Origin of the sequence: Maribacter thermophilus (assembly GCF_001020565.1) — a bacterium.
In the GTDB taxonomy this organism is placed as follows: domain Bacteria; phylum Bacteroidota; class Bacteroidia; order Flavobacteriales; family Flavobacteriaceae; genus Maribacter; species Maribacter thermophilus.
In genome coordinates this window covers 3,699,099-3,720,818 of record NZ_LDAS01000001.1, presented here as the reverse complement: position 1 = coordinate 3,720,818, position 21,720 = coordinate 3,699,099, and the positions used below count along the sequence as shown (strand labels likewise).

General features: G+C 41.2%; 17 protein-coding genes. 14 read left to right on the top strand and 3 right to left on the bottom strand.

Annotation, left to right across the window (positions count from 1 at the left end; translation table 11 throughout):
• Nucleotides 1-47: 47 nt before the first annotated feature.
• From AB657_RS16180 to AB657_RS16150, 7 genes are all read left to right on the top strand, one after another.
• A complete protein-coding gene (locus tag AB657_RS16180; protein ID WP_047247451.1) occupies nucleotides 48-485 on the top strand; it encodes a hypothetical protein in 438 nt (145 codons plus the stop codon).
• 168 nt (nucleotides 486-653) lie between these two features.
• Nucleotides 654-1,334 (top strand): hypothetical protein, encoded by a 681-nt coding sequence (locus AB657_RS16175; RefSeq protein ID WP_047247450.1) that lies wholly within the window; start codon nucleotides 654-656, stop codon nucleotides 1,332-1,334.
• Nucleotides 1,335-1,453: 119 nt separating this feature from the next.
• Entirely contained in the window at nucleotides 1,454-3,496 is a 2,043-nt protein-coding gene (locus AB657_RS16170) for an amidohydrolase family protein (protein WP_047247449.1), read from the top strand.
• A gap of 88 nt (nucleotides 3,497-3,584) precedes the next feature.
• Nucleotides 3,585-4,505, top strand: a complete 921-nt coding sequence (locus AB657_RS16165) for a hypothetical protein (protein ID WP_047247448.1) — start codon at nucleotides 3,585-3,587, stop codon at nucleotides 4,503-4,505.
• A 154-nt stretch (nucleotides 4,506-4,659) separates the two neighbouring features.
• Nucleotides 4,660-5,061, top strand: a complete 402-nt coding sequence (locus AB657_RS16160; RefSeq protein WP_047247447.1) for an ACT domain-containing protein — start codon at nucleotides 4,660-4,662, stop codon at nucleotides 5,059-5,061.
• A gap of 95 nt (nucleotides 5,062-5,156) precedes the next feature.
• A complete protein-coding gene (locus tag AB657_RS16155) occupies nucleotides 5,157-5,483 on the top strand; it encodes a DMT family transporter (protein WP_047247446.1) in 327 nt (108 codons plus the stop codon).
• 332 nt (nucleotides 5,484-5,815) lie between these two features.
• Entirely contained in the window at nucleotides 5,816-6,277 is a 462-nt protein-coding gene (locus AB657_RS16150) for a PepSY-like domain-containing protein (protein WP_052958730.1), read from the top strand.
• Nucleotides 6,278-6,402: 125 nt separating this feature from the next.
• Here the strand turns inward: AB657_RS16150 and AB657_RS16145 are convergent, their stop codons facing one another.
• Nucleotides 6,403-7,911, bottom strand: a complete 1,509-nt coding sequence (locus AB657_RS16145; protein ID WP_047247445.1) for a succinate CoA transferase — start codon at nucleotides 7,909-7,911, stop codon at nucleotides 6,403-6,405.
• A gap of 183 nt (nucleotides 7,912-8,094) precedes the next feature.
• On the opposite strand from AB657_RS16145, the gene AB657_RS16140 reads away from it, so the two are divergent.
• Complete coding sequence (locus tag AB657_RS16140; protein ID WP_047247444.1) at nucleotides 8,095-8,901, top strand: AraC family transcriptional regulator; 807 nt, start codon at nucleotides 8,095-8,097, stop codon at nucleotides 8,899-8,901.
• Between the two features lie 52 nt (nucleotides 8,902-8,953).
• On the opposite strand, the gene AB657_RS16135 is transcribed toward AB657_RS16140, so the two are convergent.
• Complete coding sequence (locus AB657_RS16135) at nucleotides 8,954-9,496, bottom strand: sigma-70 family RNA polymerase sigma factor (protein ID WP_047247443.1); 543 nt, start codon at nucleotides 9,494-9,496, stop codon at nucleotides 8,954-8,956.
• 730 nt (nucleotides 9,497-10,226) lie between these two features.
• On the opposite strand from AB657_RS16135, the gene AB657_RS16125 reads away from it, so the two are divergent.
• The 4 genes from AB657_RS16125 (at nucleotide 10,227) to AB657_RS16110 (ending at nucleotide 18,212) form a co-directional block, all read left to right on the top strand.
• Complete coding sequence (locus AB657_RS16125; protein ID WP_047247441.1) at nucleotides 10,227-11,810, top strand: amidohydrolase family protein; 1,584 nt, start codon at nucleotides 10,227-10,229, stop codon at nucleotides 11,808-11,810.
• Nucleotides 11,811-11,916: 106 nt separating this feature from the next.
• Complete coding sequence (locus tag AB657_RS16120) at nucleotides 11,917-13,056, top strand: FecR family protein (protein WP_052958729.1); 1,140 nt, start codon at nucleotides 11,917-11,919, stop codon at nucleotides 13,054-13,056.
• 145 nt (nucleotides 13,057-13,201) lie between these two features.
• Entirely contained in the window at nucleotides 13,202-16,774 is a 3,573-nt protein-coding gene (locus AB657_RS16115) for a SusC/RagA family TonB-linked outer membrane protein (RefSeq protein WP_047247440.1), read from the top strand.
• Nucleotides 16,775-16,793: 19 nt separating this feature from the next.
• The gene (locus AB657_RS16110; protein ID WP_047247439.1) at nucleotides 16,794-18,212 is read left to right on the top strand and encodes a SusD/RagB family nutrient-binding outer membrane lipoprotein; all 1,419 of its coding nucleotides are present in this window, start codon (nucleotides 16,794-16,796) and stop codon (nucleotides 18,210-18,212) included.
• Nucleotides 18,213-18,311: 99 nt separating this feature from the next.
• Here AB657_RS16110 and AB657_RS16105 read toward each other — a convergent pair whose 3' ends face one another.
• Nucleotides 18,312-18,530 carry a hypothetical protein gene (locus AB657_RS16105; protein WP_157491781.1) on the bottom strand — a complete coding sequence of 73 codons (219 nt, stop codon included), beginning with the start codon at nucleotides 18,528-18,530 and terminating at the stop codon, nucleotides 18,312-18,314.
• Nucleotides 18,531-18,592: 62 nt separating this feature from the next.
• Between AB657_RS16105 and AB657_RS16100 the strand changes: the two genes are divergently transcribed.
• Complete coding sequence (locus AB657_RS16100; RefSeq protein ID WP_047247437.1) at nucleotides 18,593-20,095, top strand: S10 family peptidase; 1,503 nt, start codon at nucleotides 18,593-18,595, stop codon at nucleotides 20,093-20,095.
• Nucleotides 20,096-20,165: 70 nt separating this feature from the next.
• Complete coding sequence (locus tag AB657_RS16095; protein ID WP_047248045.1) at nucleotides 20,166-21,671, top strand: S10 family peptidase; 1,506 nt, start codon at nucleotides 20,166-20,168, stop codon at nucleotides 21,669-21,671.
• Nucleotides 21,672-21,720: the final 49 nt, after the last annotated feature.

Below are 21,720 nucleotides of genomic sequence, written 5' to 3'. Positions count from 1 at the left end.
GGGTTCTTTTTGTTTTTAACCTTATTATTACAGACCGCAGACATGCTATGATCTTTAAGATTCTAAACCCCATCTTCAACATCGCTTTCTACCTAATGTTCCTTTTTCTACTATGGAGCAGCTCTCAGGTGATCTTAAGCAACATTAAATATCCGTATGTAATTAAAACGAGGAAGATCATCGATATTGAACCAGAAAAAGGAAGTGAATCGGAACCCTCAAAGGTCACTTACAACAATACGGTCTTAACAACGGACCAACATACGGTGCAAAGCGGAACGCAAAAACTATATGAAATTGGCGATAGCGTCACCTTAAGATACCGGGGGAAAGTGCCTTCGGTTATTTTTAAGGTGAACAACAAAAGCATAGGGGACAAATACGATATCTGGGACCTACTCTCGCCCGTATTGTTCTTGTTCTGCCTGTTTATGCTCTACAAACTTACCAGAATATGGATCTCTACATTTACCCAAAGGTCTTAAGCCATAGCCGTATTCTTTCCGTTCAATTTTAAAACAGAACGCACTTACCATTAGGTATGTTTTTGTAATTTAAGAGTGATTTATTTTTACTATATTCCGTTTATAATCAACAAGCTACAGTTTACAATTGGCTAGTTGTTATTTTGACACGCTAAAAAACCATCGATCATGAAAAATACGATTCCCGCATTACTGATCACGACAATGTTGATTTCTTGTAACCTGTCCGATAAAACAAAAAATCCGGTAACGGAACCTTCGGAAACGGAAACCATGACCGATAGTGCCCCAAGTGATGATAAAAAGCAATTAAAACCCATTGAGACCGATGAAGACCTGGTCGCCACGGCATTAATGGCCGCCCCCAAAGCCAGTAGAGACAATTGTACGGTGATCGGCTATAATATGGCGGGTGAATTTGTAACCCTAAAAGAAGGGGACAACGAGTTTATTGTACTTGCAGACGACCCTAAAAAAAACGGATTTAATGCCGCCTGCTACCACAAAGACCTAGAGCCTTTTATGGCCAGGGGCCGGGCCTTGCGGGAAGAGGGCAAAACAGCGGAGGAAATCTTTGATATTAGAGAGGCCGAAATGAAATCTGGTAAGCTGAACATTCCCACAGGGGCCACCTTGCACATCTACTACGGGGAACAAACCATGTACGATCCCGAAACCTCTGAAGTGGAAGGTGCCAAATTGCGCTATGTGGTGTATATGCCCTGGGCCACGGCGGCATCTACCGGCTTGCCCGAAATACCGGCAGCCCCCAATCACCCTTGGATCATGAACCCCGGTACCCATAGGGCACACATTATGATCTCTCCCCTGCCCTCACCGCAAGAGTAGTCATAAAAGAGGCCATCCATTTTATTTTTTGTTCACAAAGCCCGTTTCATGGGCTTTGTGCATTACATTATAGCTATAAATTAGTATCTTCATTCTATATTAACTACCAACCTTTTATTATGAAGATTCGATTTCTTTATCTGGGCCTTGCCCTATCATTATTCATTGCATGTAAACAAGAACCTGCCGAGGAATCTTCCTTGGCCAATTACCAAGGAGACGAGACCTATACCGTTATTTTTGGCAGCACCGCCGTAGGTCACCTAAAAACACACACGGTAGGCGACACCATACACATAGATTACGATTATAAGAACAATGGCCGTGGTCCTACGATGAAAGAGACCATAGTACTGAACAAAGGTGGTTTTCCCGTGCAATGGAACATTACAGGAAATACGACTTTTGGCAATAGCGTAAACGAAACATATTCATTAAAAGAATCTACGGCCTCTTGGACAGATGCCACTGGTAGCGGCAGTGCCTCCGTAGATAATGCCATGTGGTACGTAAACCAATCAGGAAGTCCTTATTCGGCCATTCTTACCGCACGCAGTCTATTAAAGTCAACCGATTTTTCGGCCGATGTATTACCTGCCGGAAAATTACAGATCACCGAGATGGAAAAAACCAGCGTAACCGTTGATACTGCCACTGTGGATCTTACTACCTATGCCCTTTCGGGTGCAGATATGAATCCCTCTTATTTTATTGCGGATAACGATATGCGTCTCTTTGCCGTGATCAGTCCAAAATTTGTAGTGGTACGTGAAGGGTTCGAAGCCAAAGAGAAAGAATTGCGGGCCTATGCCGAAAAATATTCTACCGAACGGTTTGAATCCATACAAAAGGAATACGCCCATAACTATGGAAAAAAAGTACGTATCGCCAATGTAAAGATTTTCAACCCCAATACCTTATCGCTGACACCTCTGTCATCGGTATTGGTAGATGGCGAACGCATTGTTAGCATCGATGCCCCCGACACCACAGGTGAAGACGAAGTGGTCATTGATGGGGCCAACGGTACCTTGGTGGCAGGTATGTACGAGATGCATGCCCATACCGGAGACGAACGCGCCTTGTTAAATGTTTTGGCAGGGGTGACCACTTTTCGTGATATGGGAAACAACAATGAGGTACTGGAAGATCTGATCAAAAGAATAGATGAAGGTGTTTTGGCCGGCCCTCGGGTACATAGGTTGGGCTTTATTGAAGGAAAAAGTAAATACAGTGCCAATAACGGTATATTGGTAGCAAGTGAAGAAGAAGCCTTGGCTGCGGTAGATCGCTACCACGATATGGGCTTTTATGGGGTAAAACTATACAATTCAATGAACGGCGATTGGGCTCCCGCCATTGTAAAAAGGGCACATGAACATGGCTTGTTCGTTTGTGGGCACGTACCTGCGTTCAGCAATGCCAATGCCATGCTAAGGGCCGGTTTTGACGAAATGACCCATATTAACCAAACCATGCTGGGATGGGTATTGGAGCCCGATGAGGATACACGTACCTTGTTGCGCTTAACGGCCCTAAAAAGATTTCCAGGTTTAGATTTGAACAGTCCTAAAGTGCAAGAAACAATGGACCTGTTTGTTCGTAATAAAACCGCTATAGACCCTACCTTGGCCATCCACGAAGTACTGATGAAATCTAGAAATGGCGAGATATGGGAAGGCACCAAGGATTATATAGACCATATGCCGCCGAACACACAACGCGAATTTAAGATCGCCAAGGCAGACGTTGCCTCCCCCGAAGATGACAAGGCCTACCGTGAAGGGTACGATAAAATAGTAGAGGCCCTAAAAATGATGAAAGAAAAAGGAATCTTTATAGTGCCCGGTACGGATCTGGGAGGCGCTTTTTTCTACCATCGCGAACTGGAGCTATACCAACAATTGGGGTACACCCCGGCAGAATTGCTAAAATTGGCATCCTATGATATGGCCCAATATATGGGGGACAAAGACCTTGGCAGCATCGCCCCCGGTAAATTGGCCGATTTCTTTTTGGTGCCCGGCGATCCCGTCAAAGACATTAAGGCCATTAAAACAATTTCTATGGTATCTAAAGGTGGTACGTTCTACTACCCTAGCGAGGTGTACCCTGCCTTTGGCATTACCCCTTTTACCGATATACCCGAAGTAAAGGAATAAAAAAAAGCGCTGAACAGCCTTAATTATCTTAAACGAACAATAAGCGGCAGTTACACTGCCGCTTATTGGTTTTGTAACCGTTTGATCTATGAAGAAACTTATAACAATTGCCATATCGGCCCTCATTTTTACTTCTTGTAAAAATGTAAAAAAAGAACAAACGGAGCACTCACCGATATCGGATTCCGTAGAGATAAGAAATACGGATTATGAATTGGTGAAACCGGACACGAACACCGAGGGGGTTTTGGTGCTTTTTGGTGGCTACCCAGAAGATGCGGAAGATATAAAACGAGAGTTCAATATACTAGAGGTGGCAAAGCAAAAAAATATTGGGGTCCTATTTATGAACTACAATCAAAAATTATGGCTTCAAGAAGATGAAAAACAACAACTTGCGGCACAGCTACAAAAAATTTTCAAGGACCATAAACTGCCTAGCGCCAATGTTTATTTTGGTGGTTTTTCCAGTGGTGGAAATGTAGCTTTATTAATTAGTGATTACCTGACCAAAAAACAGAGTTCCCTCATACCAAAAGGAGTGTTTATAGTAGACTCCCCTATTGACCTTATAGCCCTGTACAAAAGTTCGGAGAAGAATATTGCCCGTAATTTTTCTGAGGTATCGGTTCAAGAAAGTACTTGGTTGCTAAAGACCTTGGGCAATCAATTCGGAAATCCGGAGAACACCCTTTTAGAATACCAGAAATATGCGGTATATACTTCGCGAACAGAGACTATCAATAACATAAAAAATTTAAAAAACACCAAACTCAGATTGTACACAGAGCCCGATACCCTTTGGTGGAAAGAGAACAGAAGGGCCGATTACGACCAAATGAACGCCTATTACCTAAAACGGTTATCAACGACCCTTAAAAAATCGGGGTTTGATCATGTAACATACATACCCACAAAAAATAAAGGCTATAGAGCGGACGGCACAAGGCACCCACATAGTTGGGCCATTGTAGACACCAAGGAGCTGATACATTGGATCTTGGAATAAAAATTTAGCTATCTGCCAATGGTTCGGTACGTAAAAAAAATCCTTCTATGTTGATTGCAGCTTTTATTCGCCCACATTTTAAAACAATGGACAGATGCCATACATTTGATTACTGATATTTTTAGCTTGCATATTTTTTTAAAATGAAATTTTTATGGCCGGAGAAACAAACTTGTCCGAACTAATAAAAAAAATGACACCAAAACTCAATGATGGGGAATATGTATTCTCTACCGTAAAAGATATTAGTGTTATCGACAGAAAGGATACCGTTTGCGAATTCAAGGAAAAAGAAGGAACAACCGTGGTTATACAGAAAGAAAAAGCGGACCAACTAAATTTGAGGTATGACTATATTGCATCTTGGATCACCCTTACAATTCATTCATCTCTAGATGCAGTGGGTTTAACCGCCATATTTTCCAATGAATTGGCAAAATACAATATAAGCTGTAATGTAATCGCCGGATATTACCATGATCATATATTCCTTGATAAAAATGATGCCGAGAAAGCCATCAAAGCTTTGACAAAACTCTCTAAAAATTATAAATAGGATCAATTTACTATACATGTACCTAGGTATATGTGGTCGATTGCCAATGGCCATTGCCACACAATGTAATTTAACCTCCTCTAAAGAATAATTATATGAATTGGATACTACTGATCATCGCCGGACTTTTTGAAGTTGCCTTTGCCGCTTGTCTTGGAAAGGCCAAAGAAGCTACAGGTGCCGAAGCCACCTATTGGTACATAGGATTCTTAATCTGTTTAGCGGCCAGTATGTCTCTTTTAATCAAAGCAACGCAAGAACTTCCTATCGGAACCGCTTATGCCGTTTGGACAGGCATAGGTGCCATAGGAACCGTATTGGTCGGTATCTTTTTTTTCAAGGAGCCAGCCACCTTTTGGCGACTGTTCTTTATCACCACTTTAATTGCCTCTGTCATAGGATTAAAAATGGTCTCGCATTAAACCATCGGGTAAAAAAACACCCCCACCTTGCACTTGTACATATGCCCGGGTCCACTCATATACAACCCACTGACCAATAGTATTTAAAAAGAAATCTGGCGCCATTCTATTTATTAAAAATAAAGATCGGCACACTACTTTTAAAGTACAACACCTCTGGTTTCAAGAACAATTTCCTCCCCTTTGTAATTCCAAAATCTTTCCAGTTTTGGCTTCTATGTTTGTACTGTAATTAAAAAAAACAAGTTATGAAGACATAAACGATTCTATCTACATAATCGAACAAGCAAAAAAAATCTAAGAAAAATGAAAATTTAATTCTATAAACAACAATGAAAAAGACACTTAAAATCCCCGTAATCGCAATGGCATCGTTCTTAACCGTTTTTACCTCTTGTAACGACGATGACGACAACTCTAACGACATCTATTTAAGTGAAACTGAAATCCCTGAAACCATTCAGTCTTACATCACCGATCATTTTGGGGAAAATATGATCCTTAATGCCGAGAAAGAAACAGAAAACAACGAGGTAACCTATGAAATCTATTTAACGGACAATACCAATTTAGAGTTTAACAGCGATTTGGATATTGTGGATATAGACGGTACCTCAAAACTTCCAGATTCGGTTATACCGGAGGCGATACTCGACTATACCGCTACCAACTATCCGGACAATTATATTACCGATTGGGAGTTGGAACTAGACCACCAACAAGTGGAGCTGGACAATAATGTGGAACTGGAATTTGATATGAACGGAGATTTTATTCGTATCGACAACGATTAATTCATCGTTGTTATTTGAGTGCGGATCAGTGCAACCAAAAATAGCTAGGTGATTACCTAGCTATTTTTGGTTATATACATTTAAAAAAACATTTCTACCTATGATGAAGGTAGGGTCGCTAATGATCAAGCATGATCATTGGCATATTCCTGCATCTTCATAGTCCCTTGACTCTTGAACTGTGTATGCCAGCTAAAGGCTTTTTGAAGTATGTGCGGAGTATGCCCGCCCTGTTCGTAAGCTTCTTCGAAATATTTTGTTAGTCGCCCTTTATACTCTGGGTGTACGCAGTTTTCAATAATTACACGGGCCCTTTCTATAGGCGCCAATCCCCTAATATCGGCCAACCCTTGTTCGGTAACCAATATATCTACATCGTGCTCGGTATGATCGGTATGCGAAACCATGGGAACAATATGAGAGATCTTACCGCCTTTGGACATCGAAGGGCAGGCAAAAATGCTCAAGTAGCCGTTTCTTGCGAAATCGCCCGAACCACCAATACCGTTCATCATTTTGGTACCGGTGATATGGGTAGAGTTCACGTTTCCGTATATATCGAACTCAATAGCGGTATTTATGCCAATAACTCCCAAGCGGCTGATGACCTCGGCAGCGTTGCTAATATTTTGGGGTCGTAATACGAGCTTGTCCTTATACTTTTCAAAATTACCGAATACCCTACGGGAACATTCCTCGGTCACGGTGATGGAGGATGCCGAGGCGAACACCAATTTCCCCGAATCGAAAAGCTCAAAGGTACTGTCTTGAAGCACTTCGGAATACATGGTAAGGTTGTGGAACCTACTCTTTGTAAAACCCGATAAAATGGCATTGGCCGTTTTTCCGATACCTGCCTGTAAAGGTAGTAACGATTCCGTTAACCTACCCTCGTCCACCTCTTTTTCAAGAAACCGAAGAATATGGTTCGAAATGGCCGTGGTCTTCTCATCCGGTGCGGCAATGACGGCCGGACTATCGGGAACCTCGGTAAAAACAATGGCCGCTACCTTTTCTGGATCTATTTTTATATAGGGCACGCCAATTCTTGTACTAGGATCAAGTATGGGTATAACCTCTCTATGGGGTTGCTTTTTTAGAAATTTTACATCGTGCAACCCGGCAAGGGTTTCTGGAAAGGTGTTGTTGATCTCTATAATGATCTTATCGGCCTTCTCGGTAAAGATCGGGGAGTTACCGACAGAGGTGGTGGGTATAATATACCCTTCCTCTGTAACCGCCACCGCCTCTATAATGGCCACATCTATTTTAAAGGTATCTATACTCTGTAACATATCGGCGGTTTGCCCTAAATGTTGGTCTACATATAGCACTTCATGATTATTGATGCTCTTTCGTAAGGTGGGATCGGCCTGAAAAGGCATTCTTTTATATAGCGCCCCGTTTTTTGCCAAATCGGCATCGGTATCGTACCCCAAGGAAGCACCACTTAAAACCGTTACTTTCAAATCTTCGTAAAGTGCCCTTTCTGCTACTTGTGGCAAAACGGTCTTGCTATCACCCGCTTTTGTAAAACCACTGACTCCCAACACATCACGGTTTTTAATAAGTAAGGCCGCCTTTTCAGGTGTTTGAACCTTGTCTTTGTAAGGCGCATATTTAATTCTGTCCATCTTCTTAATGTATATTTTATAATTTTTGGTTAGAAAAATTCTCTATTTGATCATTATTTTTCCTCTGGTTGCCGTTTTATCAAAAACGAGCCTGTAATTTATAGAAGATATTTAATGTCTATTTATTTAAATAAGACAATGTTTTATTAATTTAGTGCATTACCGCCATCATCACGATCATTCATGGACAGTAAGTATTATTTAACCGAGGTAGACAAGAATCCAAACAGTATTTTTTGTTACCATAATTTAATGGGAGAAACGTTCATTGAACCCCACAGCCATGATAAAGGACAGTTTTTATATACCGAAGGGGGCGTGGTGCACGTAAAGACTTCCAGTAGAATGTACTATTTACCGGCAAGGCATTACATGTGGATTCCGCCCGGCGTAGAACATGCCATTTACCCCAGCTCGCCGCGTGTTATCATGAGAAACCTATATTTTCCCATGTCAGCTACGACCACCGGATTTTATAAAAAGGAGGGCATCTACCCGATCAACAACCTATTGATGGAGCTATTGCTATTTACCAAAACATGGAACGGCGATATTACCAAGGCAAAAAAAAGTAAATATGCCATTGTCTATGCCTTTAAGGAACTGCTAAAGCAAACGGTCTCAAAATCTTTACACATAGAGCTGCCCCATGCCACCGATAAGAGATTGATCAATATTATAAACTACATTACCGAACATCTGAACCAAGAACATCTTTTACCGAAATTGGCTTCTAATTTTAGCATGACGGACAAGTCGCTATACCGTCTTTTTAAAAAAGACCTGGGCATGTCTTTCATCAAATATTACACCCAATTGCGCATTTTTAAATCGTTGGAGTATTTGACCAATTCTGACCATACCATTTCTGAAATAGCGAATATGGTGGGCTATAGCAGCCTGCCCACCTTTAGCAATACCTTCACAAAAATTATGGGAAAACGCCCTTCGGAGTACAGAACATCGAACGAAATCTACTTAGACCCTTAACTTTTGGAGTCCATTACAACTATGCATTAACATAAAGAAGGGGCATTATGCCTTAGATCATGGAAGAGGACATTAAGAAAACATAGAATATATCTTTATCCTTCACATTAGACCTTAAAAAAGCATACGACCTTTTCATCTGGGTCTTTACCGTATTTATAGAAATACCGTTGGTTTCGGCTATTTCGGCATAGCTTTGCCCATGTACTACAGAAGAAATAAAAATCTCTTTTCTACTTGGGGGCAGCTGGTTCAACAGCTCCAACACCCTTTCATAACTATTGGGCCTGTCCAATGTTTTTTGCACTTCATATTCTTGTTTGCTCAGATTTTGAAGTAACGACTTCTCTTTTATTCTTCTTTTGACAGCAACTAAACTTAAGTTCTTTACCGCCTTAACGGCGTATGCCTGAAAAGAAACATTAACGGTAAGGGTTTTTCTTTTGGTCCAGTAAGAAATAAAGAATTCTTGCACTACATCCCTTGCCTCATCTTTATCCTTTAAAATAGAGAAAGCCACCAAACACAATAAGGCATAATGCTCTTTGAACAATTTCTCTATTTCGACATGCACTGGGGGGAAGTGGTCTTTCATAGCTTCACATAAACGTTTTATTAATAGATCGATGAGATATTAATACCCGGTAAGAAACATTTGAAACCATGAACAAACCCTTTTTGAAAAAAAATTTCAAATCGTGTTTAACGGAACCGGCAAATACATTGCTACCATAGCTTCTTATAGGAGTAAATGATTCTTTTACACCACAAAGAAAAGTTTGATTAGAACAGGTAGTATAATCGGTATCTACACGATCAAGGTTCTCTTTATTTACATAAATGAAACTTTTGTCAATGCTAGTATTACCAAGCCAAAACCTTTTCTGTTCTGTCTGTTCAGGTAATGTTACTCGTGCGTTTATAAAATTTCCCTGAACCGACATTGAATAATATATTATGTTTTGATGAATTAAATGTAATAAATGTTTATTTAATGTAAAAACTTTAAAAAATTGTCACCCTAATCTGCATTTTCCACAACTATTAATTGAGAACATCTCTTTTTTGATTCAAAAAATTAAGATTTTGACAAATTACAGTACACGTTGACATTCCGGTTTTTGATTTCCTAAGAAATGATATTGCCCAAAACCAGTGTCGACAAGTGTTAAAATGCCCTTTATTACAAATGGGCAAAAGAGTTCTCAAAAGAAATTTCATCTAAAAAAAACTATGATCTAAAAAACTATCGTAGTCCTGTTCAGTCAATTGTAAATGCCTATTGAAAACAATTTTTTAACCAACACATTTAAAACCAAAATTTTATGAAACGATTCTTATTCACCACTTTTCTGATTATTCCGATCCTGGTCACCGCACAAATGATCGGTGGTCCGGACAGAAAGCCCGGTGAGGGCGAAGGACCCTATGACCGACTTATTATACGAGGGGTTACTATGATCGATGGAACCGGAGGACCACCAAGGGGACCTGTAGATATTGTAGTGGAAAAAAACAAAATTGTCGATGTCATATCGGTCGGTGTACCAAAAGTAGCCATCGATGAATCAAAGCGACCCAAATTAGGTACAGGGAACACCAAAGAGATCGATGCCACCGGAAAATATATTATGCCGGGTATTGTAGACCTTCATGTACATACAGGTGGCGTACCAAAAGCACCGGAAGCAGAATACACCTACAAACTTTGGCTGGCCCATGGTATTACCACCGTACGGGGAGTACCTACGGGAGAGTTGGACTGGTCTTTGAACGAACGTGAAAGAAGTGCCAAAAATAAAATTGTGGCTCCCAGAATTGTTTCGTTTCACAGACCGGGCAAAGGCAAGGAGTGGGCAAACCGAAAAATACTAACGCCCGAAGATGCCAGGGAATGGGTAAGGTATGCCAAGAAAAAAGGTATAGACGGCCTAAAGTTAAATTCGCACCGACCAGAAATAATGAAAGCTTTGTTGGACGAGGCCAATAGTTTAGGTATGGGAAGCACGGCACACCTGTCTCAAAACGGTGTGGCACAGATGAACGCCTTGGATGCGGCCAGACTTGGTTTAACAAGTATGACCCATTTTTATGGACTGTTCGAATCTATGTATGAAAACAATGACGTACAGCCTTGGCCTATAGACATTAACTATGGCGACGAGCAGCACAGATTTGGACAAGTGGCCAGACAGTGGAACCTTGTAAAACCGGGTGGAGAAAAATGGAATGCACTTTTGGACGAGTTTATAGAAATGGATTTCTACATTAACCCTACCATGACCATCTACTCTGCCGGAAGAGATGTAATGGCCGCACGTAATGCCGACTGGCACAAGACCTACACATTGCCCACTCAAATGGATTTCTATACACCAAATAGATCTAGCCATGGTGCCTACTGGTTCGACTGGACCACGGAAGATGAAATAGCATGGAAAAAATATTACCAGGTTTGGATGCAATTCTTGAACGAATATAAAAATAGAGGCGGTAAGGTTACCGTAGGATCGGACTCCGGTTTTATATATCAACTATACGGTTTTGGAACCATCTTAGAACTAGAAATGTTACAAGAGGCCGGTTTTCACCCGTTGGAAGTAATACGCTCTGCAACCATGAACGGGGCCGAGGAAATTTTCAAACCCTTGAAAAAACCTATCGAATTTGGTGTTATTCGTCCCGGATTGTTGGCCGATATGGTCATCATTGATGAAAATCCGTTACAAAACTTAAAAGTACTTTACGGTACAGGTGCGGTAAGGGTCAATGACGAAACAGGAAAACCTGAGCGTGTAGGCGGTGTTAAATACACCATAAAAGATGGTATTATATATGACGCAAAGCAACTCTTAAAAGACGTTGAAGCCATGGTCATAAAACAAAAAAAGGAACGCGGAGAGCAATAAACAACACAACTGATTTTCCATAACGGAATTTTTTTCAAAAAAAGCCATCTTTTTTGTCACCCTAAATTTATGTTTTAACAACATATAAATAAGAACACTATCATTTATGTCTTCAAAATCACGATTAAAAGCTGCATTCGAAACTATTATGGCCTCCGGTACCCTTGATTCGGATACGCTCAGTAATTTAACCGAAGAAGAAAGACGAATTGTTCAAAAGCTATATGACGAGGGCTTGGCAAAGACATCCCATGAATATATCGACGGTATAAACGTGGATGACGAATGGGAAATGCTTTCCAAAGAATTGGCCAGACCCGAAAAAAAGGTGGTTCCGTTATGGAAATCAGTTTTAAAATATGCGGCCGTCTTCATTGCACTTTTGGGAATTGCCTTTATCTATAAGACCGTATACAACTCAGATACCGATCTTCAGATCACCGAGGATATGATCGTATTAAAATTGGGCGATGACAACGTACAGATCATTGATCTATCGAAAAAACAGCAGATCTTGAACAAATCGGGAGAACTTATAGCGGAACAGGACGGCGACAAAATCAAATATCTGGCAAGTGCCGATATTGATGGCTTAAGTTTCAATGAGCTGAATATACCCAACGGAAAAATGTTCGAAATAGAACTATCCGACGGTACACAGGTGCATATAAATTCGGGGTCTAAAATAAAATACCCCGTAAAGTTTTTGGAAGGCCAAAAACGGGAGGTCTTTATAGAAGGCGAAGCCTATTTCAAAGTAACAAAGGATAAAAAACATCCTTTTGTGGTACGCACCGATTCTGTGAGTGTAGAAGTATTGGGTACCGAGTTCAATATTTCTTCTTATCCAGAAGATTCAGAGATCAAAACTGTTTTGATAGAAGGCTCCGTAAATATGGCAAATACCTTTGTGCCCAACGACAATATTATCCTTAAACCAGGAAATAAAGGATCTTGGCACAAGACCGAACACCTTACAACACTCGAAGAGGTAGATGTAAACATCTATACCGGTTGGATGAGGGGCGAATTATATTTTGACAATACCAGGTTTGAGGATATGACCAAGAAATTGGAGCGCAAATACAACGTGCGCATTACCAACAAAAACCCAATCTTGGCCCAAAAGATACTGACCGCAAAATTTAGTGCACAAATAGAAAGTATTGAAGATGTATTGACTTCTATTAGGGAAATATATCCGTTTGATTATAAAATAACCAATAACCAAATATTAATTTTTTAGAAAACCAAACCAAACGCCAATGAACTAGACTCTCCATGACTTTTATGGCTGAAAAACAAAAATCGGGAAATGTTGCCGCATTCCCCGATCAGTCAATTGTGAATTAAACATTGTACCAACAACTATTTAAATCCAACACAAAACTATGAAAAAATATAGAAGCGGTGTCTCACCGTTCCGGATATTGCCAAAAATTAATCTAAAAATGAAACTTACGATTCTTTTCTTGATTGTTTCATTATTAAAGATCCAGGCCAATAATTATACGCAAGGTGACAAATTCACCTTAGATTTAGAGAAAGCCAGTTTCGAAAAGGTTTTTGAAGAAATCGAAGCTATTTCAGAATATCGGTTCTTATTTGAAAGCAATGAAATTGAGCTCGATAGAAAAATTACGCTAAAGGTCAAAAATAAGAAAATAACGGAAGTACTGGATTTTCTTTTTAAGGACACTTACATTAAATACCGGATTAAAGGAAGGCAGGTAATTCTTATCAACGCCGAAATAAAGCCATTTCTACAAAACCCCAAAGCTTCTTTAGACACCGAAAAAGAATCGGGAACAACAGTGCAACAGCAAGTAAGCGGTGTTGTATACGATGGTCAAGGCCAACCCCTGCCCGGGGCCAACATATTGGAAAAAGGGACTACCAACGGATCCCAAACAGATTTTGACGGTAATTTTACCATCTTGGTGGCGGGTAACGCCACTTTGGTTGTGTCCTATATCGGTTTTAAGACCATAGAAGTACCTGTAAACAACCAAAGTACCGTAAACATTACACTTGAAGAGGACTCCGCACAATTGGACGAGGTAGTGGTTACCGCCTTAGGTATCTCTAGGGAAAAAAAATCATTGGGTTACGCTACCCAAGAAATTGACGGGGAAGATGTGAACAGAACGCCCACCGATAACGTGGCCAATGCACTCTCCGGTAAGATCGCCGGTGTTCAGATCAAGAACAATACCAACCTTGGGGGATCTACCAATGTGGTGATCAGGGGTAGCACATCGTTAACGGGAAACAACCAAGCATTGTTCGTAGTGGACGGGGTTCCGGTAAGTAACTCCAACTTTAACACCTCTGACCAGCAAAATGGTACCGGGGGTTTTGATTACGGAAATATGGCCTCTGACATTAACCCGAACGATATTAAATCCATTAACGTACTTAAAGGCGCCGCAGCCACGGCACTTTACGGGTCAAGGGCCACGAACGGTGCGGTTATTATTACGACCAAATCCGGTTCTGGGGCCCAAAAAAAACCCACCGTTACCATTAACTCCAATATTACTGTTGGATGGATAGATGAATCTACATGGCCAGAATTTCAATATGAGTACGGTACCGGTTACGGAGCTGTATATGGCTCTGGTGGCGATAGTTTTTTTGTAGATACCGATGTTGATGGCGACGGGGTTCTTGATCTTGTGACACCCGCTACTGCCTATGGCTCTTATGGTGCACAGTTCGACTCTAGTTTAATGGTATACCAATGGGATTCTTTTTACGAAGGTTCGCCTACTTATTTACAACCTACCCCTTGGGAAGCTCCCAAGGACAAACTGATTTCTTTCTTTGAAACACCCATAACAACAACCAATAGTGTTGCCGTTGCCGGTGGCGGGGAAAAGGCTACCTACAGGATCGCATATACCAGATTTAACCAAGATGGTATAATGCCAAACAGTAACCTTACCAGAGACAATATCTCTATCAATACCACTTTTGATATTACAGATAAATTATCGGTTTCCGGTAGTGCCAATTATGTTTTGACCGATGCACTTGGAAGAAACAGAACCGGTAACGAAACAGGTGCCAATGCACAGAACGTAATCTCGTCCATGAGAAAGTACTGGGCCATGAACGTAGGTGTTCAAGAATTAAAGGAAGCCTATTTTAGTACGGGCAATAACGTTGACCCTTTTATGGGTGGTACCATAGACAACCCTTATTGGGTAGTTTACGAGAACTATCAAAACGATTCTAGAAGTAGAATTTTCGGAAACGTTTCCGCAAAATATAAGTTCACCGATTGGTTGAATATTGAAGGAAGAGTATCATTGGACACTTATTCCTTTATACAGGAAGAAAGAAATAACAAAGGTACTGCCGGTGCGGTAGGTAGATATTCTAGAAGAAATATCAACTATAGCGAGGAGAATTATGATCTTATGTTGAATTTTAATAAGTACGTTACCGATAAATTAAATATTAGTGGTGTACTTGGTACCAATATTAGAAGAACAGATCTAAGCTCTATATATGCAGAAACCAATGGTGGTTTGGTATTGGAAGGATTATATTCACTTTCCAATTCGTATAGCCAACCAGCGGCACCTATTGAAAATGTCGAAAAAGTAGGTGTTGATGGTTTTTATGGACTGGCATCTTTCGGTTATGACAACCTAATTTATTTGGACGTAACGGGCAGATTCGACCATTCTTCTACATTACCTTCGGAAAACAGCACCTATTTCTACCCATCTATCTCATCAAGTTTTGTTTTTTCCAATATTATAGACAAAAGCTGGTTGAGCTTTGGTAAGTTTCGTTTAAACTATGCCGAAGTAGGAAGCTCTGCACCGGCCAATAGCTTGGTGGATGTTTTAGACAAACCAACACCTTTTGGATCTGTAGCCCTATATGGTACCAATGCGACCAAAAACAACCAAGACCTGGTTCCAGAAAAAACCGTGAGTATTGAGACAGGTTTGGAAATGAGATTTTTAAACAGTCGTGTGGGCATGGACCTATCGTTGTACAAGACCAACTCTAAAGACCAGATTATACCCGTAGCCGTTTCCACAGCGACAGGTTACAGTTCAAAATATGTAAATGCCGGGGAAATAGAGAACAAGGGTATAGAAATCGCACTTGACGGAAATATTATTCCGACAGGGGATTTTCAATGGAAAGCCAATGTTAACTGGGCCAAAAACCAAAGTACCGTTCTTTCTCTTTTCGAAGGTGGAAGCAACTTACAATTGGGTTCTGTCTCTGGGGTCAGTATCAATGCAACGGTGGGCGAACCATACGGAACCATTCAGGGAACCGATTTTTTATATGTGGACGGTAAACCGGTCGTTAACCAAACAACGGGCGCTTACGAACGTACTACTACCTCTAATAATGTAATCGGGAACATTACACCTGATTGGACCGCAGGTATTACCAACTCTTTAAAATACAAAAATCTGGACCTTAGCTTTTTAATAGACATTCAAAGTGGTGGTGATGTATATTCAAATGACATATCTACAGGTAACAGATCTGGTCTTTACAGTTGGTCTGTGGGAACTAACGATTTGGGCAACCCCATCCGTAATTCACTTGAGAATGGCGGTGGTATTATCTTGGACGGTGTTGCCCCCGACGGCTCAAAAAATACCGTCAGAACGGCAATGGATACCTATAGGAACGCAACGGGAAGCGTAATGGCGCCAAAAGCCTATTTCATTTACGATGCCTCTTATGTGAAACTTAGAGAAGTGGCATTGAACTACAATTTTCCTAAAATGAAATTTATGGAAAAACTGGACATTCAATCCTTTAGACTCGGTATTGTCGGCTCCAACCTATGGATCATTCATAAAAACCTACCATTTGCAGATCCTGAAGCCGGGTTAAGTTCCGGAAACCTTCAAGGTTCTCAGAACGGGGTATTGCCAACGGTAAAAAACATTGGGGTAAACCTTCAAGTTCAATTCTAAACCAATAAAAAATTAGAAAATGAAAAACTATTATATCATATTTTTGACAGCCCTGTTTTTCTCATGCTCTGGAGATTTGGAAGACATGAACGTGGACGTAAAAAATGCAACTTCAGCACCTGCGGAAGCATTTTTCAATACAGCTTTAAAAAACATGTCCGACCTAGAAAGCGGCATCACTTATGGAGCTGATGGCAACCCTTTTAATACAACAAGACTTTTGGTACAACAAATTTCGTCGGTCACCTATAATGAGGGTACTACCTATTATTCGAATTTTGATTGGAGCAATGTCTACATGGGGGTTCTTATAAACTTGGCCAAAAGTGCCGAAGTAGTCAATGAGGAAATAGCATCGGAATCTAGCAACGCCGCCGTTGGCCAAAACAAACTGGCGATCATTGAGCTGATGAACGTGTACGCCTATTCTAAACTGGTGGAATCTTTTGGGGATATTCCGTACACCCAAGCTTTGGATGTAGATAATATTTCACCAGCGTACGACGATGCAGAAACTATTTATATTGATTTATTGGCCCGACTAAGTACCGCTGTTGGCAATTTAGATGAATCGGCCGCCGGTTGGTCAGACGATATTATGTACGACGGCAACATTAGTGGATGGAAAATGTTCGGTAGGTCTTTGCAATTGCAAATGGGTATGCGCATAGCGGACAGCAATCCACAATTGGCCTCCGACACCATAGACGAAGCAGTTTCTGGCGTATTTACTTCAAATGCCGACAACGCAGAAATCGAACATCTAGGTTCACAGCCCAATACCAATGAATTATGGACAGACCTTGCCGTAGGTAACAGAAGGGATTTTGTTGGCGCCAAACCTTTTATAGATTACATGAACGATTTGGACGACCCAAGATTAAATGTATACTTTCAATCTGTAGATGGCGAATTTATCGGGGCTCCTTCAGGGCTCGTAGTTGCCTATGACGACTACTCCATTTTCGGAACTCTTTTCTACGAACCTACAACGCCGGTGCTGTTCTTAGATTATGCGACCGTAGAGTTTCTTTTGGCCGAGGCGGCCGAACGTGAATTGGGAGGCGTAACAGATGCCGAAACACATTACAACAATGCGATCAAAGCTTCTTTTGAATACTACAATGTTGAAGGTGCGGATGAGTACCTCTTACAACCGGACGTTGCGTACGATACGGCTCCTGGTGAATGGAAACAAAAAATAGGCATGCAAAAGTGGGTAGCTCTTTTTAACCAAGGATTAGAGGCATGGACAGAATACAGACGTTTAGACTACCCTAGTCTTTCTGCCCCACCAGATTCATATGTAGATACAGTTCCTGTTCGTTTGATATACCCTATCTCAGAACAAACCCTGAACCGTGCAAATTATGAGGCCGCGGCCGCGGCTATAGGTGGCGACCTACTCACCACCAAACTGTTCTGGGACATATATTGATCAATGAAGGCAAAATTGAATTTTTAAATAAGGTTAACCGTAACAATACCCATAATAAAAGTTTTTAGTGTTCATAATTAAATTTAAGTATTGTTTAAGTTAGCCTGTGAGCGAGTGAGGCAAAAGATCGATTGTAGAAATAACCACCCTATGATCGTCTTTTGCTCCTCCTTCACGATCAAAAAGAATTAAGTTCCCATTTACCGAATAATACATAGTACTATGCACAATCAATGAAACCTCTTTAAACTTCCAAACCGACCAACCAAAAATTATGTCCCTAAAATCCAAGCATATGGATACCATTAAATCTTTCAACAACCAACATTGAGATGTCTTGGCAACAAGTAGTTCTCTGAGTAACTAAAAAGAACAACGAAATGAAAAAAATTTACCGACTACTGTTCATCTTAAGCGTAGTTTCCACGCCTATTGCAGCACAACAGCTCAACACGAACATGGATTCTGTAGTAACTACCTATGGCCAAGTGACCATTAAGGGCGCCCCTATAAAATATAAGGCAATGGCAGGCAAACAACCTGTCTGGGACGAGAAGGGCAATATTATTGCGGGCCTTTACTTTACATATTACGAAAGAACCAATATCAAGGATAGATCCAGACGCCCTTTATTTATATCGTTCAACGGTGGCCCCGGAGCCGCATCGGTCTGGATGCATCTTGGCTATACCGGACCATATAGGGTCAAGGTAGACGACGAAGGTTATCCGGTACAGCCTTATGGTGTGGAAGAAAACCCGCACTCTATACTGGACGTGGCCGATATTGTTTATGTAGAACCTGTAAATACCGGTTTTTCAAGACCTGTAGATACTATGGATCAAAAAGAGGTCGCCAAAAGATTTTTTGGTGTCAATGCCGATATAAAATACCTCGCTAGCTGGATCAATACTTTTGTGACCAGACAAAACAGATGGGAATCGCCTAAATACCTTATTGGCGAGAGTTATGGAACCCCTCGGGTCTCCGGGTTGTCCTTAGAACTTCAAAATGCCCATTGGATGTACCTTAACGGGGTAGTATTGGTATCGCCAACCGGATTGGGAATAGAGCGTGGCACCGCCGTAGAGGCAGCCAATCTGTTACCCTACTATGCCGCAACGGCATGGCATCATAAAAAATTATCGCCAGGCCTACAATCAAAAGACCTACCAGAACTGTTGTCGGAAGTGGAGGATTATACCGTTAACGAACTTATTGCCATTATGGCCAAAGGAGGTTTTCTACCTGCGGCAGAAAAAGAAAAAGCGGCTACTCAAATCTCTAAATACACTGGACTATCAAAAAAAGTGGTCTTGGAACATAACTTAAGAATCCCAAAGAATTTTTTCTGGAAAGAACTTTTACGTGATGAAAGTTTTACCATAGGCAGGCTAGATTCCAGGTATCTGGGAATAGACAAAATGGATGCCGGTGACCGTCCGGATTATGCCGCCGAATACAAATCATGGCAACATAGCTTTACACCTGCCGGCAACTATTATTTTAAAAATCACCTAAATTACAATACGGACCTTGAGTACTATATAGCTGGGCATACACGACCTTGGGACCGCAGCAACAATACTACCGGTGAGGATCTTCGCCAGGCCATGGCACAAAATCCCTATTTGCACGTTTTTGTACAATCTGGCTACTACGATGGGGCTACCGATTATTTTAACGCCCAGTACAACCTATGGCAAATGGATCCTAGTGGAAAACTAAAGGATCGCATGAGCTGGAAAGGTTACCGTAGCGGCCATATGATGTACCTAAGAACAGAAGACTTGGAATCTTCCAATGAGCACATTCGTGAATTCATAAAGCAATCGACCCCAAAAGAGGGACAACCTGCACTATACCCAAGAAAAACAAATTAACGAATGTTTAGTAGACCTATAAATGGCCAAAAGAAAGTCCGCAGTTAAAAAGAACATTAAAACCAGTGAGATGAATAAATTATTGACAATTACGATAGTATGCCTGCTATTTGCTTTGCCCTTACAGGCACAGCAACTGAACACCAATATGGATTCTACGGTAACTACCAATGGGCAGGTCACCATAAAGGGGAATTTGATAAAATACACTGCAACGACCGGAAAACAACCCGTTTGGGACGAAAAAGGGAAAATTATAGCAGGTCTCTATTTTACATACTATCAAAGATCGGGTATTAGTGACAAAGCTAAAAGACCCCTTATTATATCCTTTAACGGGGGGCCGGGGTCGGCATCGGTCTGGATGCACATCGCTTACACGGGTCCAAAAATCTTAAAGATAGACGATGAAGGTTACCCCATACAACCGTATGGTATTAAAGACAACCCCTATTCTATTCTGGATGTGGCCGATATTGTATACGTAAATCCTGTTAACACAGGCTATTCAAGAGCCGTCAGTACCATGGACCCCAAAGAGGTTTCTAAAAGGTTCTTCGGGGTAAACCCGGATATAAAATACCTTGCGAGTTGGGTAAACACCTTTGTAACAAGGCAAAACCGTTGGGAATCGCCAAAATACCTCATCGGAGAAAGTTATGGTACACCCCGTGTTTCAGGACTATCGTTAGAATTACAGAACAGACACTGGATGTACCTTAACGGGGTAATCTTGGTATCGCCGACCGGATTGGGAATAGAGCGTGGTACGGCTGTGGAAGCTGCCAACTACCTACCCTATTATGCGGCGGCCGCATGGCACCACAAGAAACTGCCCGCCGATCTGCAGGCCAAAGACCTAACCGATATTTTACCCGAAATAGAAGCCTATACCGTAAACGAATTGATTCCGATCATGGCCAAGGGAGGTTTTTTACCCGAAGCCGAAAAAAATAAAGCGGCTGCCCGTATAGCAAAATATACCGGCTTGTCAGAGAAGGTTATTCTAGAGCACAACCTAAGAATACCTAAAAGATTTTTTTGGAAAGAGCTGTTACGCGACGAAGGTTTTCATATCGGAAGGCTAGATTCCAGATATTTGGGAATAGATAGAATGGATGCCGGTGAACGCCCCGATTACTCTGCAGAACTTACCTCATGGTTACACTCGTTTACCCCAGCCATCAACTACTACATTAAAAAGCATTTAAATTATGATACCGACTTAAAATATAACATGTTCGGACCAGTACACCCATGGGACCGCAGTGGCAACACTACCGGCGAAGACCTACGCCAGGCCATGGCACAAAACCCTTATCTTCATGTAATGGTGCAAGCAGGGTATTTTGATGGGGGAACCGATTATTTTAACTCCAAATACAATCTGTGGCAAATGGATCCCAGCGGAAAATTACGTGAACGTATGAGCTGGCATGGTTACCGCAGCGGACATATGATGTATTTACGAAACGAGGATCTAGAAACCTCTAATGAACACATCAGGGAATTTATAAAGTTATCGACCCCAAAGGAGGGACAACCTGCTCAATATCATCGAAATTCGAAAAAATAATTTCTAAATAAACGATCGACCATTATTTAATAATGAACTTCTATGTTTA

Bases quoted from the DNA above. Each gene is read 5' to 3' on its own strand.
- AB657_RS16180 (WP_047247451.1), top strand. From the start codon at position 48: ATGATCTTTAAGATTCTAAACCCCATCTTCAACATCGCTTTCTACCTA.
- AB657_RS16175 (WP_047247450.1), top strand. From the start codon at position 654: ATGAAAAATACGATTCCCGCATTACTGATCACGACAATGTTGATTTCT.
- AB657_RS16170 (WP_047247449.1), top strand. From the start codon at position 1,454: ATGAAGATTCGATTTCTTTATCTGGGCCTTGCCCTATCATTATTCATT.
- AB657_RS16165 (WP_047247448.1), top strand. From the start codon at position 3,585: ATGAAGAAACTTATAACAATTGCCATATCGGCCCTCATTTTTACTTCT.
- AB657_RS16160 (WP_047247447.1), top strand. From the start codon at position 4,660: ATGGCCGGAGAAACAAACTTGTCCGAACTAATAAAAAAAATGACACCA.
- AB657_RS16155 (WP_047247446.1), top strand. From the start codon at position 5,157: ATGAATTGGATACTACTGATCATCGCCGGACTTTTTGAAGTTGCCTTT.
- AB657_RS16150 (WP_052958730.1), top strand. From the start codon at position 5,816: ATGAAAAAGACACTTAAAATCCCCGTAATCGCAATGGCATCGTTCTTA.
- AB657_RS16145 (WP_047247445.1), bottom strand. From the start codon at position 7,911: ATGGACAGAATTAAATATGCGCCTTACAAAGACAAGGTTCAAACACCT.
- AB657_RS16140 (WP_047247444.1), top strand. From the start codon at position 8,095: ATGGACAGTAAGTATTATTTAACCGAGGTAGACAAGAATCCAAACAGT.
- AB657_RS16135 (WP_047247443.1), bottom strand. From the start codon at position 9,496: ATGAAAGACCACTTCCCCCCAGTGCATGTCGAAATAGAGAAATTGTTC.
- AB657_RS16125 (WP_047247441.1), top strand. From the start codon at position 10,227: ATGAAACGATTCTTATTCACCACTTTTCTGATTATTCCGATCCTGGTC.
- AB657_RS16120 (WP_052958729.1), top strand. From the start codon at position 11,917: ATGTCTTCAAAATCACGATTAAAAGCTGCATTCGAAACTATTATGGCC.
- AB657_RS16115 (WP_047247440.1), top strand. From the start codon at position 13,202: ATGAAAAAATATAGAAGCGGTGTCTCACCGTTCCGGATATTGCCAAAA.
- AB657_RS16110 (WP_047247439.1), top strand. From the start codon at position 16,794: ATGAAAAACTATTATATCATATTTTTGACAGCCCTGTTTTTCTCATGC.
- AB657_RS16100 (WP_047247437.1), top strand. From the start codon at position 18,593: ATGAAAAAAATTTACCGACTACTGTTCATCTTAAGCGTAGTTTCCACG.
- AB657_RS16095 (WP_047248045.1), top strand. From the start codon at position 20,166: ATGAATAAATTATTGACAATTACGATAGTATGCCTGCTATTTGCTTTG.